The sequence below is a fragment of the Mycolicibacter minnesotensis genome (assembly GCF_010731755.1).
Lineage (GTDB): Bacteria > Actinomycetota > Actinomycetes > Mycobacteriales > Mycobacteriaceae > Mycobacterium > Mycobacterium minnesotense.
The window spans coordinates 1,062,940-1,077,205 of record NZ_AP022589.1 but is presented as its reverse complement, the minus strand read 5'-3'; the positions used below and the strand labels follow the sequence as shown (position 1 = coordinate 1,077,205).

The 14,266-nt window shown below is 66.9% G+C and carries 12 protein-coding genes; 9 read left to right on the top strand and 3 right to left on the bottom strand.

The window, feature by feature from the left end:
- Positions 1–22 precede the first annotated feature (22 nt).
- Positions 23–2,242 carry an acyl-CoA dehydrogenase family protein gene (locus tag G6N09_RS05230; RefSeq protein WP_083026964.1) on the top strand — a complete coding sequence of 740 codons (2,220 nt, stop codon included), beginning with the start codon at positions 23–25 and terminating at the stop codon, positions 2,240–2,242.
- Between the two features lie 13 nt (positions 2,243–2,255).
- Here G6N09_RS05230 and G6N09_RS05225 read toward each other — a convergent pair whose 3' ends face one another.
- Entirely contained in the window at positions 2,256–3,833 is a 1,578-nt protein-coding gene (locus G6N09_RS05225; RefSeq protein WP_234807068.1) for a medium-chain acyl-CoA ligase Mig, read from the bottom strand.
- Positions 3,834–3,987: 154 nt separating this feature from the next.
- A complete protein-coding gene (mftR, locus tag G6N09_RS05220) occupies positions 3,988–4,584 on the bottom strand; it encodes a mycofactocin system transcriptional regulator MftR (protein WP_083026965.1) in 597 nt (198 codons plus the stop codon).
- 106 nt (positions 4,585–4,690) lie between these two features.
- Here mftR and mftA point away from each other — a divergent pair, with 106 nt between their 5' ends.
- From mftA to mftG, 7 genes are all read left to right on the top strand, one after another.
- Complete coding sequence (gene mftA, locus G6N09_RS05215; RefSeq protein WP_082104109.1) at positions 4,691–4,783, top strand: mycofactocin precursor MftA; 93 nt, start codon at positions 4,691–4,693, stop codon at positions 4,781–4,783.
- Positions 4,768–5,091, top strand: a complete 324-nt coding sequence (mftB, locus tag G6N09_RS05210) for a mycofactocin biosynthesis chaperone MftB (protein ID WP_197745900.1) — start codon at positions 4,768–4,770, stop codon at positions 5,089–5,091. Before mftA ends, mftB begins: the two co-directional genes overlap by 16 nt.
- A complete protein-coding gene (gene mftC, locus G6N09_RS05205; RefSeq protein WP_083026967.1) occupies positions 5,088–6,269 on the top strand; it encodes a mycofactocin radical SAM maturase in 1,182 nt (393 codons plus the stop codon). Before mftB ends, mftC begins: the two co-directional genes overlap by 4 nt.
- Before the next feature lie 2 nt (positions 6,270–6,271).
- The gene (gene mftD, locus G6N09_RS05200) at positions 6,272–7,465 is read left to right on the top strand and encodes a pre-mycofactocin synthase MftD (RefSeq protein ID WP_083026968.1); all 1,194 of its coding nucleotides are present in this window, start codon (positions 6,272–6,274) and stop codon (positions 7,463–7,465) included.
- A 171-nt stretch (positions 7,466–7,636) separates the two neighbouring features.
- Positions 7,637–8,353 carry a mycofactocin biosynthesis peptidyl-dipeptidase MftE gene (gene mftE / locus G6N09_RS05195; protein ID WP_083026969.1) on the top strand — a complete coding sequence of 239 codons (717 nt, stop codon included), beginning with the start codon at positions 7,637–7,639 and terminating at the stop codon, positions 8,351–8,353.
- Positions 8,350–9,762 carry a mycofactocin biosynthesis glycosyltransferase MftF gene (mftF, locus tag G6N09_RS05190; protein ID WP_083026970.1) on the top strand — a complete coding sequence of 471 codons (1,413 nt, stop codon included), beginning with the start codon at positions 8,350–8,352 and terminating at the stop codon, positions 9,760–9,762. The genes mftE and mftF overlap by 4 nt, the downstream gene beginning before the upstream one ends.
- A gap of 6 nt (positions 9,763–9,768) precedes the next feature.
- Positions 9,769–11,217 carry a mycofactocin dehydrogenase MftG gene (gene mftG / locus G6N09_RS05185; protein WP_083026971.1) on the top strand — a complete coding sequence of 483 codons (1,449 nt, stop codon included), beginning with the start codon at positions 9,769–9,771 and terminating at the stop codon, positions 11,215–11,217.
- Here the strand turns inward: mftG and G6N09_RS05180 are convergent.
- Positions 11,199–12,452: a cytochrome P450 gene (locus G6N09_RS05180; protein ID WP_083026972.1), complete on the bottom strand. Its 1,254-nt coding sequence runs from the start codon at positions 12,450–12,452 to the stop codon at positions 11,199–11,201. The two genes, mftG and G6N09_RS05180, sit on opposite strands and share 19 nt — an antisense overlap.
- A gap of 114 nt (positions 12,453–12,566) precedes the next feature.
- Here G6N09_RS05180 and G6N09_RS05175 point away from each other — a divergent pair, with 114 nt between their 5' ends.
- Positions 12,567–14,219, top strand: a complete 1,653-nt coding sequence (locus tag G6N09_RS05175; protein ID WP_083026973.1) for a carboxylesterase/lipase family protein — start codon at positions 12,567–12,569, stop codon at positions 14,217–14,219.
- Positions 14,220–14,266 lie beyond the last annotated feature (47 nt).

The following is a 14,266-nucleotide window of genomic DNA, read 5'->3' as shown; positions in this document are numbered from 1 at the left end:
CCAGCGAACCCAAGGAGAGCTCGTGAGCGTGACGCTCAGCGCTGAACAACGACAACTCGGCGAATCGCTGCGACAGTTCGCTGCCCGGCATGCGCCGATGGCCGACACCCGTAACGCCTTCGACGCGCTCGCGGAAGGGCACCTACCGGCCTGGTGGGCAGAACTGGTGGCTAACGGCTTTCATGCCGTACACCTTCCTGAATCCGATGGTGGGCACGGCGGTGGCCTGCTCGATGTGGCTGCCATTTTGGAGGCCGCTGGCACGGTATCTCTGCCGGGGCCGCTGCTGTCGACGGTGACCGCGGGCGCGGTCGGGCTCCTGGCAGACGCCTCGCCCGCTCGGGCGGGGTATCTAGGCGCCCTCGCCGCCGGTGCGCCCGCGGCTGTCGTGCTCGCCGGCCAGTCGAGTTTCACCGCGCGGCGGGTCGATGATCATTGGTCGATAAGTGGTGTCTCCGAGGTGATCTCGGGCGCCCGTTCGGCAACTCTTGCGCTGATCTGTGCCGGTTGTGATGACGGCACCGAACTCTGGGCAGTGGTTGACACCTCCCGGGTGACGATCCAGCCGGTGGCCGGTACCGACCTACTCACCGACTTGGCCACCCTCACATTGGACGACTACCCGGCCGGTTCTGGTGCTGTCCTGGCCGGGATCGACATCGAACGCGCGGACTACCTCGCCGTGGGTCTCGCCGCGGCGGTGTGCGCAGGGATCGCCACCTGGTGCGTCGAGGCCGCCACCGCGCATCTGCGCACCCGGGAACAGTTTGGCGTGCCGATCGGCACCTTCCAGGCGCTGCAGCATCAGGCGGCCATGTTGTTGGTCAACGCAGAATTGGCCTGCGCGGCGGCCTGGGACGCGCTTCGCGCCGTCACCGACACCGTGGAACAGCATCGGATGGCCGCCGCCACAGCGGCTTTGGTGGCGATAACACCCTGCCCGGACACTGTTTTCGACACCCTGACGATGTTCGGTGCCATTGGGTTCACCTGGGAGCACGATCTGCATCTGTACTGGCGCCGCGCCACCAGCATTGCCGCATCTATCGGACCCGCCACCGACTGGGCTCGTCGACTGGGCGAGCTGGCGGCCGCCGGGCAACGGGACTTCACCGTTGATCTCGGCGGCGCCGAAGCCGAGTTCCGGGCGGACGTTGTGGCCACCCTCGACGCCGCCGCAGCACTGTCGAACGACGGCCCGGGGCGACAAGGTGATGACGCGCACTTCCAGACGGGTCCTCAACGGACGCTGATCGCCGAAGCCGGGTTGATCGCGCCGCAGTGGCCGGTGCCGTGGGGGCTCAATGCCTCGCCGCTGCAACAGTTGATCATCATCGAGGAGTTTGCGAACCGGCCGGACCTGGTCCGGCCCTCGTTGGGCATCGCCGAGTGGATCCTGCCGTCACTGGTGCAGGCTGCTCCGGATGCGCTGCAGCAGCGGCTGATTCCCCCGACGCAGCGCGGCGAACTGGCCTGGTGTCAGCTGTTCTCCGAGCCCGGTGCCGGGTCGGATCTGGCCTCGTTGACCACCCGGGCGGTCAAGGTCGACGGCGGGTGGCGCATCAACGGCCACAAGATCTGGACCTCGTGCGCCCAACGCGCGGATTACGGTGCCTTGCTTGCCCGTACCGATCCCACTGCGGCCAAGCACCGTGGCATCGGCTACTTCATCGTGGACATGCGTTCTGACGGGATCGAAGTTCAGCCGATCGTTCAGGCCACCGGGTCCGCCGAATTCAACGAAGTGTTTCTCACCAATGTCTTTGTCCCCGATGAGATGCTGCTGGGCGAGCCCACCGAGGGGTGGCAGCTGGCGATCGCAACGATGGCGCAAGAACGTACTGCTATCAGCGCATACGTCGAGAACGACAGGGCGGTGGCGCTGCGCGCCCTGGCTGCGGCGCCGGGCTCCGGGCGCGGGGACGCGATGCGCGCGCTGGGTGAGCTGGATGCCTATGCCAACGCGATCAGGGCTCTCGGGGTGCGAGAGACCATCCGACTGCTGGACGGCCAGGGGTTCGGCGCGTCGTCGAGCATCGCCAAGGTGGCGATGAACGTCCTGCTGCGGCGCACGTTCCAGGCGACGTTGGCCACAGTTGGTCGGCTGGCCATGGTCGCCAACTCGGAACCGGCCGTAGTCGAGCCCTACCTGCTTTCGCCGGCTGAGCTGATTGGCGGCGGTACCAAAGAGATTCAGCTGAACATTATCGCGCAGATGATTCTCGGCCTACCACGCAAATAAGCCGGGGCGGGACTTATCCCTGTTCGGCCTGTTCGCGTGCCCAGCGGTAGTCGGCCTTGCCTGCTGGGCTTCGCACGATCGTCGATCGGAACACGATCGCCTTGGGCAACTTGTATCTGGCCAGTGATCCGCCGGCGTGGGCGATCAGTTCGGCGTCGGTGGCAGATGCGCCCTCGGCCAATGCGACAACCGCCACGACCTCCTGCCCCCAACGGTCACTGGCCCGGCCCGCGACCACCACATCGACGACGGCCGGATGTGAGGCGATCGCCGTCTCCACCTCCTCGGCGAAGATCTTCTCCCCGCCCGAGTTGATCGTCACCGAATCCCGGCCGAGCAGCTCGATGGACCCGCTGTCCAGGTGCCGGGCCCGGTCGCCCGGAACGGCGTAGCGCACCCCGGCGATCACCGGGAACGTGGCGGCGGTCTTGACGGCATCGCCCTTGTAGCCCAACGGGACATAGCCGCGCTGGCCGAGCCAACCCAGTCCCTCGTGGCCGGGCTCGAGTACGGCGCCGAGATCTTCGGCCACCACGCAGGTGTCCGGTCCGCCGGCGAAGGTTCCCGTCGACACCGCACCCGAAGTCGACATGTGACGCATCTGTGCGCCGGTCTCCGACGACCCGACCCCGTCGATCACCATGGCACCGGGCAGCGTCTCGACGATCTGCTGTTTCACATAGGGCGTCAGCAGGGCCCCACCGTTGGCGACCACCATCAGCGACGACACATCTGCGTTGCCTTTGCGGATGGCGTCGAGCAGCGGGCGGGCCATCGCATCGCCTACCACGGTGACCGAGAGCACCTTCTCGCGTTCGATGGTCCGTACGACGTCGTCGGCGTCGAAATGATCGACAACTGAAGGGAAGACCAAGGTCTGGCCGGTGTTGATCGCGGTCATCACCGCCCACTGCGCGGCGCCGTGGATCAGTGGAGGCAGGATCATGAGCTTGACGCCCGGGTTCTGCCTGACCGGACCCACGATGTCATCGAGGGAGCTGACCTCTTCGGCCGTGATGAGGTTGCGGCCGCCGAACGATCCCATGAAGATGTCGTGCTGACGCCACAGCACTCCCTTGGGCATGCCGGTGGTGCCCCCGGTGTAGAGCACGTAGAGGTCGTCGGCGCAGGGCTGTACCGGCGGGGGCTGCGGAGAGCTGTCCGCGAGCGCCGTCTCGTAGTCGACCGCGCCCTCCAGCAGGGCGTTGCCGGAGTCGTCGGCGATCTGAATCAGCACTTTCAACGCGGGAAGGTCGGGGAGCACCTCAGCCAGCGTGGGGGCGAACGCGGCGTGATACACCAGCGCGGTCGCGCCGGAATCAGCCAGCAGGTAAGCCAATTCGTTGCGGACGTAGCGGTAGTTGACGTTGAACGGGGCCACTCGTGCCCGGAAGCTGCCCAGCAGAGTCTCGACGAACTCGTGGCCGTTGTAGGCGTAGATGCCGAGCAGGTCTTGGCCGCTCTGATGCGGCTCAAGCTCCGACCGCAGAGTGTGACAGCCCAGGCCGCGCGAATGCAGGTAGGAAGCCAGCCGGTTGGAACGTTCGACGATCTCGGCATAGGTGTAGCGCCGATCTCCCTGGACGATCATGTCGCGTTCGGGGATCTCTGCGGCTACCGCGTCGGTGACTTCGGGCACGGTGAACTGGGTCAGGGGAGCCACGTGCGCATCAACTCCTGTGTCGTGGGTGAACGTCGCTGTTGCCTTGATGATGGCAGGGCCCTGCGTGGTGGTGCGTGCGGTGTCAGTCCAGACCGCCGCGAATGGCGTCAAATGCCTCGCCCAGGACGCGCGGCAGCGCCAGTGACTCGTCGCCCAGCCAGCGCTCGTAGGCGCTCAGAGCCACCCCCAGCATCATCCATGCGACCGTCCGCGGACGAAGGTCGTCGGGTTCCGCACCCTCTCGGTGTGCCACGAACTCGGCAATGACGTTGCGCCAGCCTGCGTACATCGTCATCGAGTACGCCTGCAGCTCATCGGTCTGCAGGATCACCCGCATTCGCCGGCGGTGCCGCGCGGTCTCGCCTTCGTTGAAGGTGTTGAACGCCAAAAGTGCGCTGCGTAGCGCCTCTGCCAGTGGCGCCGCAGGTTCAACCCCCTCGAGCAGGGCGCGCAGCTGGTTCAGGTGAGCGTCGAAATCTCCCCAGGGGATCGCGTTCTTGGACGCGTAGTACCGAAACACCGTGCGACGGCCGATGCCGGCGGCGTGGGCCACGTCGTCCACGCTGACGTCTCCGAATCCACGGGTTGCGAAAAGGTCGATCGCCACCTCGGTGATGTGCGCGGGCGTGGTGGAGCGGCGTCGCCCGACACGGGACTGTGGGTCTGCCGAACCGCCCATCGGTGAACCCCACTTTCTTTACGGCACCCGATGCCATATTCTGTTCCGAGATTGTGACCGACACGACAGTCGGTTGTCGAACCCCACTGTGAGAGAGGCCTGCGTCATGGACCAGAACCAGCAGAACGACACCGCCGAGATCGTCACCGAGACCCTGGTCGAAGAGGTGTCCATCGACGGCATGTGCGGCGTCTACTGACCGTGCCGGAGGTCGCCGTGGCGTCGGAGGTGCACGCGTTCGACCCCGACCGCGGCTGGGAGCTTCACCCGCAGGTGGCGCTTCGTCCCGAGCCGTTTGGTGCGCTGCTGTACCACTTCGGTACCCGAAAATTGTCGTTCCTGAAGAACCGCACCATCGTCGAGGTGGTGCGGTCCTTGGCCGAGCACAGCGATGTGCGATCCGCGTGCCGTGCGGCCGGCGTGGACGACGCCGATCAGGGTCCTTACCTGCATGCGCTGGGCGTGCTGGCGGATTCGAAGATGCTGATGCCTAGGGAGGGCCAATGACAGCGATAGCACCGGTGCCCCGGCTGATCGAACAATTCGAGCACGGGCTTGACGCTCCGATCTGCCTGACGTGGGAACTGACCTACGCGTGCAACCTGGCGTGTGTGCACTGCCTGTCGTCGTCGGGCAAACGTGATCCCCGCGAGCTGTCCACGCAGGCGTGCAAGGACATCATCGACGAGCTGGAACGCATGCAGGTGTTCTACGTCAATATCGGCGGCGGGGAACCCACTGTGCGCGCTGACTTCTGGGAGCTGGTGGATTACGCCACCGAGCATCACGTCGGCGTCAAGTTCTCCACCAACGGTCTGCGGATCACTCCCGAGGTGGCGGCCAAACTGGCGGCCAGTGACTACGTCGACGTCCAGATCTCGCTGGATGGTGCCACCGCAGAGGTCAACGACCCGATCCGCGGGCCTGGCTCGTTCGACATGGCGATCCGGGCGCTGGAGAACCTGGCCGCGGCCGGATTCTCCGACGCCAAGATCTCGGTCGTCGCAACCCGTCACAACATTGACCAGCTCGACGACTTCGCTACGCTGGCCAGCCGCTACGGAGCCACGCTGCGCATCACCCGGCTGCGCCCGTCGGGGCGAGGCGCCGACGTATGGGACGACTTGCATCCGACCGCTGACCAGCAGGTTCAACTCTACGATTGGCTGGTCGCCAATGGGGAACGGGTGCTCACCGGTGACTCATTCTTCCACCTGTCCGGGCTGGGCGCCCCCGGAGCGCTGGCCGGGCTGAACATGTGCGGCGCCGGGCGGGTGGTGTGCCTCATCGATCCCGTAGGCGATGTCTACGCCTGCCCGTTCGCCATCCATGACCGATTCCTCGCTGGAAACGTGCTGTCCGACGGCGGTTTTGACAACGTGTGGAAGCATGCCCCGCTGTTCCGAGAGCTGCGGGAGCCGCAGTCCGCGGGGGCGTGCGGCAGCTGCGACCACTACGACAGCTGCCGGGGCGGTTGTATGGCCGCGAAGTTCTTCACCGGCCTGCCCCTGGACGGGCCGGATCCAGAATGCGTGCAGGGCTATGGCGCTCCCGCGCTTGCCGTCGATCGCACCAAACCTCGTCCGGCCGCTGACCATTCGCGCGGCAAGCCGATCACCACGGTGGTGCCCTTGACGCTGTCCATGCGTCCGCCGGCCCGCCTCTGCAATGAAAGTCCAATCTGATCATGGCTCGTGATGTCTGGTTCGAAACTGTTGCTATTGCCCAAGAACGGGCCAAGAAGCGGCTCCCGAAGTCTGCTTACTCCTCGCTGATCTCCGCCAGCGAGAAAGGGCTGACGGTCAGTGACAACGTTGCCGCGTTCAGCGAGCTCGGCTTCGCGCCGCATGTGGTGGGCGCCCCAGCCAACCGGGAAATGTCGACTACGGTTATGGGGCAAGAGATCTCGATGCCGGTGATGATCTCGCCGACCGGAGTTCAGGCGGTCGATCCGGACGGCGAGGTGGCAGTCGCCAGGGCGGCGGCGGCGCGGGGTACCGCGATGGGACTTTCGTCTTTCGCGAGCAAGCCGATGGAAGAAGTCATCGCGGCGAACCCTAAGACCTTCTTCCAGATCTACTGGCTGGGGGGTCGCGACGCCATTGCCGAGCGAGTGGAGCGAGCCCGTGCTGCCGGGGCGGTGGGCATGATCGCCACCACCGATTGGAGCTTCTCGCACGGGCGGGACTGGGGCAGTCCCACCATCCCGGAGAAGATGGACCTGAAGACCATGGTCAAGATGATGCCGGAGGCTCTCACCAGGCCTGGATGGTTCCTGCGCTGGGCCAAGACCCTGCGACCGCCGACCCTGCGGGTGCCCAATCAGGCCGGCCGCGGCGAACCGGGTCCGCCGTTCTTCCAGGCCTACGGCGAATGGATGGGCACCCCGCCGCCTACTTGGGAGGACATCGCCTGGTTGCGTGAACTATGGGGTGGGCCTTTCATGCTCAAGGGCGTGATGCGGGTTGATGACGCTAAACGCGCTGTGGATTGCGGTGTTTCGGCCATCTCGGTCTCCAATCACGGCGGGAACAACCTGGATGGCACGCCCGCGGCGATCCGTGCGCTGCCGGCCGTCGCCGAGGCGGTGGGTGACCAGATCGAGGTGTTGCTGGACGGCGGTATCCGGCGAGGAAGTGATGTCGTCAAAGCGGTCGCCCTGGGAGCGCGTGCGGTGATGATCGGCCGCGCTTACCTGTGGGGCCTCGCCGCGGCCGGACAGCCCGGGGTCGAGAACGTCTTGGACATCCTGCGGGGCGGTATCGACTCGGCCCTCATGGGCCTCGGGCGGGCATCGGTGCATGATCTGTCCCCGGCGGACATCCTGATTCCGGCCGGTTTCAGCCGGGCGCTCGGGGTACCCGCAGCCGAGGCCGGCTAGGCTCTCTCGAGCGCCGACCTGCGCAATCGGGTGCCACTCCTGATACGCCCGTGGCTGGCGAGACGGACGTGATTCCGCGAGATAGATGTGGGGTCCCGTAGCGAAAAAATTTCGCTGCTCGTAGTCGTCAACAACTGGTGTACGACAGGTGAATTCGCTTACCATCTTCCGATGGCGTTTGGCGGCGGGCTGGGTGGCTCGACCTGGAGCGAGCTGCAGACCCAGCTTCAGCTGCCGCAGCGGCTGACGCTGCTGGTCCCGGTGGGCTCGACTGAACAGCACGGCCCGCACCTGCCGCTGGACACCGATACCCGGATTGCGCAGGCGGTCGCCCAGGCCTTGGCCGGAGCCGGCGGAGGAGCGGTGGCGCCGGCCATCGCCTACGGGGCCAGCGGAGAGCATCAGAGCTTTGCCGGAACCATCTCGATCGGCACCCCTGCGCTGACCGAACTGTTGCTGGAGTATGGCCGCTCCGCGTGTTGCTGGGCGCCACGGGTGCTCTTCGTCAACGGCCATGGCGGCAATGTGGCGGCTTTAGCCGACGCGGTGCCGCGGCTGCGCTTCGAAGGCCGCGACGTGGCCTGGCTGCCCTGTGCCGTGGCGGGTGCTGATGCCCATGCCGGACACGTCGAAACGTCACTGCTGCTGCATCTTTCACCCGATAGTGTGCGGTTCGATCAGGCCCAGCCGGGAAATGATGCTCCCTTGGCGCAGTTGCTTCCCGCGATGCGCGCCGGGGGAGTGGCGGCAGTGAGCCCCGTGGGCGTGCTGGGAGACCCGACCACCGCGACCGCCGCCGAAGGTCGACGACTCTTCACCGAGATGGTCGACACCGGTCTGGCAACCATTGGCGGCTGGGCGCCCGGGCCGGACGGAATGCTTCGGTGACGGCGGCGCGGCTGCCGGACGGCTTCGCCGTTCAGGTCGACCGGAAGGTTCGGGTTCTGGGCCGCGGTTCCACCCTGTTGGGCGGCTCGCCTACCCGGCTGCTTCGGCTGGCACCGGCCGCCCAGGGACTGTTGTCCGACGGCCGTCTGGAGGTCCGCGACGCGGTCAGCGCACAGCTGGCACGGACTCTGCTCGACGCCACTGTGGCTCACCCGCGCCCCGCTGGCGGGCCGTCCTATCGAGATGTGACCGTTGTTATACCGGTGCGCGACAACATTGTTGGACTTCAGCGATTGATCGCCGCCCTGCGTGGTCTGCGTGTCGTGGTGGTCGATGACGGCTCGCGGGTCCCGATCCGCCCGGAGGATCTGTCCGCCGCGCACTGCCTCGACGTAGAAGTGTTACGCCATCCGGAGAGCCGGGGGCCGGCGGCTGCACGCAACACCGGGCTGCGGGCCGCTACGACGGATTTCGTGGCATTCCTGGACTCTGATGTGGTGCCGCGCCGGGGCTGGCTGGAGGCGCTGCTGGGCCACTTCTGCGACCCGGCCGTGGCCTTGGTGGCTCCGCGCATCGTCGGCATGGCTGACAGCAGTCACCTGGTGGCCCGCTACGAGGCCATTCGCTCGTCGCTGGACCTGGGAGGCTGTGAGGCGCCTGTGGTCCCGTACGGCAAGGTTGCCTACGTCCCCAGCGCGGCGATCATCTGCCGTGCCTCGACGTTGCGCGACTTGGGCGGCTTCGACGAGGCGCTGCATTCCGGCGAGGATGTCGACCTGTGCTGGCGGTTGGTGGATGCGGGTAGCAGGCTGCGCTACGAGCCGATCGCACTGGTCGCGCACGAGCATCGAGTCGATCTGCGAGATTGGTTGGCGCGCAAAGCGTTTTATGGCGGTTCGGCCGCGCCGTTGTCGGCCCGCCACCCGGACAAGGCCGCACCCATGGTGATCTCCGGGTGGGCGCTGGCGGGCTGGGCGCTGATGGCGCTCGGATCGGCCGTGGGTTATCTGGTCTCCTTGGCGATCGCAGGGCTGACCGGTCACCGGGTGGCCAAGTCGATGCAGGGCCCTGACACGGCGCCGGCAGATGTGGTGATGGTGACGTTACGTGGCCTTGCCAATGCCGGCCTCCAGATCGCGTCGGCCCTGTGCCGGCACTACTGGCCCGTCGCGCTGCTCGCCGCACTGGTCTCGCAACGATGCCGAAGAGCGCTGGTGGTGGCCGCGGTCGCGGAAGGGGTTGTGGACTGGTTGCGGCATGCGCGTTCGGAAGATGACTCCCGGCCGCTGGGGCTGCCGGCATATCTGCTGCTCAAGCGGCTCGATGATCTGGCCTACGGTACCGGCCTGTGGTGTGGTGTGGTGCGCGAGCGCAACCTGTCCGCACTCAAGCCGCAGATCCGCAGCTAGGGCACCTTGTCGGCGTCAGTGGTGCATAGCGATGCTCTGATAGTGGGTGCTGGCAGCTCGGGATCAATTGTGGCAGAGCTGCTCTCATCGGATCCATCCTGCAGCGTCACAGTGCTTGAGGCGGGAGTCGGCCTGAGCGACCCGGCCCTAGCCGCACAGGCCGCCGACGTAACACAGTTGCCGATCGGTGCTGCCAGCAGTTTGGTGCGACGATATCTTGGTGAGCTTACCGGCGGGGACAGTCATGCCCTGACGATCGTGCGGGGCGCGACCATCGGAGGCTCCGGTGCGGTGAACGGTGGGTACTTCTGTCGGGGCCTGCCCGGTGATTTTGCCGGTTTCCCGCTCGGGTGGTCGTGGCCAGAAGTGCTGGAGTCGTTCCGCGCGATCGAGACCGACTTTGACTTCGGCGGCCCCCAGCACGGAGACTCCGGCCCTATTCCTGTACGTCGTAGTCGCGAGATGTGCTCAGGTACAATGCAGTTCAACGAATACGCGGCGCGAGCCGGCTTCGGCTGGATTCCCGATCTCAACGACGCGACCGAGACCGTCGTCGCCGGCGCGGGAGCGGTGCCGCTCAACGTCACCGCGGACGGCGTCCGTACCGGACCGGGCGCCGCCTATCTGGAGCCGGCCCTGTTCCGGGCGAATCTACACGTGCTGACTCGGACCCGAGTGCTACGTATCGACATCCGCGGCGGGCGCGCCGTGGCGGTGGAAGCGGTCGGCGAGGAGGGAGTGGTCAGGCTTTCCGCAGACCGAATCGTATTGTGCGCCGGAGCAATCGGTTCAGCGCACCTGTTGATGCTGTCCGGTGTGGGCCAGGAGGGCATGCTGCGCGCAGCCGGAATCCCGCTGCGTGCGGCACTCGCGGTCGGCGCCGGCTGCGCAGACCATCCAGAGTGGTTGGTGCCCGCGCCATGGCCGGGCACGCCTGGACGCCCGGTGCTCGAGTCGGTGCTGCACGTCGGGAACCTGGAAATCCGTCCCTACACAGCCGGTTTCGCTTCGATGATTGGGGATGCTGCGTTTCCCGATCCGCCGCAGGTGGGGGTAGCGCTGATGACGCCGCGCGCCCGAGGGCGGATAGGCCTCGTTTCGGCGGATCCGCAGGTGGCCCCGCGTATCGAGTACCGCTACGACTCCGAGCCGGAGGATCTTGCGGAGCTGAGTGGGGGAGTGGACCTGGTGCAGCAGCTCATGGGTGTAACGGGCGATGTCGGCCCCCCTCGCTGGTCGACCTCGCAGCACCTGTGCGGAAGTGCCCCGATAGGTTCCGACGATGACGAGCGCGCGGTGCTCGATGCGCACTGTCGCGTTCGTGGCGTCGAAGGGCTGTGGGTGATCGACGGTTCGGCGCTGCCCCGCATCACCAGCCGCGGCCCCCACGCGACGATCGCGATGCTGGCGCACCGGGCCGCGACACTGATGTGTGGTCAGGGCCTCAGCCGGTAGCGGATCGGCAGGTGCTTGAGACCGCCCACAAAGGTCGTCGATGCCAGCTGTGGTTCGCCGGCCAGTTCGATCGCCTCCAAGCGCGGCAACAGGGCATGGAAGAAGCTGCTGATCTCCATGCGCGCCAATGCCGCCCCCACACAGAAGTGCACGCCGTGGCCGAACGCCAAGTGCCTGTTCGGGTCGCGTCCCACGTCGAAGACGAAGGGCTCCGCGAACACGGATTCGTCGCGGTTGGCCGAGACATAGGACAGGTAGACCGATTCGCCGGCGGCGATCGGTACCCCGTGCACCTGCGTGTCGGCGGTGGCGGTGCGCATGAACTCCTTGACCGGAGTGACCCAGCGGATGATCTCTTCCACCGCGCTCGGCATCAGCGTCGGTTCGGCGCGCAACCGCCCACGCTGATCGGGGTGCTCGATCAGGGCCCGCATCCCCCCGCTGATCGCCGCGCTGGTGGTGTCGTGGCCGGCGGTGGCGATGATGACGTAATAGGAGGCGGTGTCGACGTCGGACAACGGTGCGCCGTCGATGGTCGCGTTGGCGATCGTGGAGGCCAAGTCGTGGGTGGGCTGTGCGCGGCGGGCGGCGGTCAGTGCGCCGAAGTAGCCGAAGAAGTCGAGCAACACCGGCAGCTGCTCTTCGGCGGTCAGGCCGCGCCGGTATTCCTCGTCGTCGCCGCCGAACAGCTCCTGAGTCAGGCGCAGCATGCGCGGAAAGTCCGACTCCGGCAGACCCAGTAGCGACATGATCACGTACAGCGGGTAATTGACGGCGATCTCCTGGACGAAGTCGCACTCCGGCCCGCGCTGCGCCATCTTCTCGACGTAGCGCTGCGCCAACTCGTCGATGCGCTCCTGGAGACTCCGCATCGCCTTGGGCCGGAACCACTCTGAGATGACCGCGCGCATCTTCTGGTGTTGCGGATCATCCATGTGGATCAGCGTCCGCAGCCCCATGCCGGAATCCACCAGCGAGCGTTGCATATCGTCGGCATAGGCGGGCGCGAGCAGCGGACGAGGTGCATTGATCCACAGCCTGTTGTCACGTTCGATCGCCGTGATGTCGGCGTGCCGGGTGATCGCCCAGAACGGCCGATACGGGCGTTGGTCGACCCGCGACACCGGTCGATGTGCCCGCAGCTGCGTTAGGGCGGCGTGCAGCCGGGGTTCGTCGGCGTAGGCGCGGGGATCGACGAACACTCGGGCCGCCTGGTCGATAGTCGGTGTGCTCACGCCCGGCTCCTCGGCAACAGTCTTGACATCTGTCAGGTGCGCCCCAGTCTCGGCGATAGCGGTCCGACGTGGCGGCGCTTTGCTGTGAAACTCCCCGAATTAGGCTCTTCGGTCATGTCGATCGGATCGGTCCGCCGGGGTCGCAGCGTCGGCGCCGTGATGCTGGCGCTGGTCATTGTGCTGGCTGCCGGCTGTGCGTCCTCAGACGGTGCGCTGTCGCGCTCGGGCGTGAGCCCTCGGGCGGTGGCGCTCAATTCCGACGTGGTGCGAACAGGTTCGGGCCTGCTGCGGGGAACTGTTGGTCCGGATCACCGGCTGTTCCAGGGGATCCCTTACGCGGCGCCGCCGGTCGGGCCACTGCGGTGGCAGCCTCCCGCGCCGATGCCGGCGTGGCCGGGCGTGCGGGAAGCCGTCAGCCATGGACCGTGGTGTGTCCAGCCTGATGTCGCCGACGTGGACCCGATCAGCGAGGACTGCCTGACACTCAATGTGTGGACGCCCACCGGCTCGTCCGCCGAGCCGTTGCCGGTCATGGTGTGGATTCACGGCGGCAGTTTCATGCGCGGTGCCGGCGACATCTACCACGCGCAGCGGCTTGCCGTCCGCGGTCGCATCATCGTCGTCACCATCAACTATCGATTGGGTGCTCTGGGCTTCCTGGCCGACCCCGCGCTGGGCGACCCCGGCAACTACGGGTTGGCCGACCAGCAGGCCGCGCTGCGTTGGGTTCGCGACAACATCGACGAGTTCGGCGGCGATCCGGACAAGGTGACCGTCGCCGGTGAGTCCGCCGGAGGAATGTCGGTCTGCGACCACCTGGCTGCGCCGGATTCGGCTGGGCTGTTTCGGGCCGCGATCATTCAGAGTGGGCCGTGTCAGGCTCAGGTCGAAGTCCCCGAGGCGCAGCGGGTGAGCCGCGACTACACCGAATCGTTGGGGTGCGGCGACCGGGGTACGGCCCAGCAGGACCCCGACGAACAGATCGCCTCCTGCCTGCGCGCCCTGCCGCCCGAGCGATTCGCCGCGCCACTGTGGTACTCGCGGTTCGGCACGGATCGTCTCAGCGGACCGGTGATCGGAACCGCTTTGCTGCCCAGGGATCCGGTGCGAGTGTTCCGGGAGCAGCCGGGCGACGGTGGCCCGGCCGGCAAGCCGATCCTGTTGGGGGTCAACCGCGACGAGTTCACCATGTTCGTGGCGCTGCGGTACCTGCGCGTCGGCGATGAGATCACTGCCGCGGAGTATCCGGACGAGCTGGCAGACACGTTCGGCCGCAGCTACGCCGCCGCGGTGGCCGACCACTATCCGCCGTCTCGCTTCGACGGCAGCGTCTCACTGGCGTATGCGGCCGCGGCGACCGACGACATATTTGCCTGCTTGGCAGACCGGATGGCCCGGGGCCTGGCCGGCGGCGCGCCGGTGTTCGGCTATGAGTTCGACGACCCGCATGCGCCGGCCCCTGACCTCTATGCGCAGGTGCCTTTCCCGATCGGCGCCACCCATTCGCTGGAGATGCGCTACCTGTTCGACATCGGTGGGGCGCCGCCACTGGACGCCGCCCAGCGGCGACTGTCCGATCAGATGGTCGAGTACTGGACCGGCTTCGTGGTGACCGGTGCGCCTATCGGCGTCGGGCAGCCGGACTGGCCCGCGCTCGGTACTGGCCGTGACCGCCGGTGGATGTCGCTGCGGACCGACGGCAGCCGGATGATCGGCGATTTCACCACCGAGCACCAGTGCGACTTCTGGGCGACCGTGCGCGGCTGACCCGCGCAGCCGCCCAATCTCCGCCGAGCGTGAAGTTGGCTTCACAG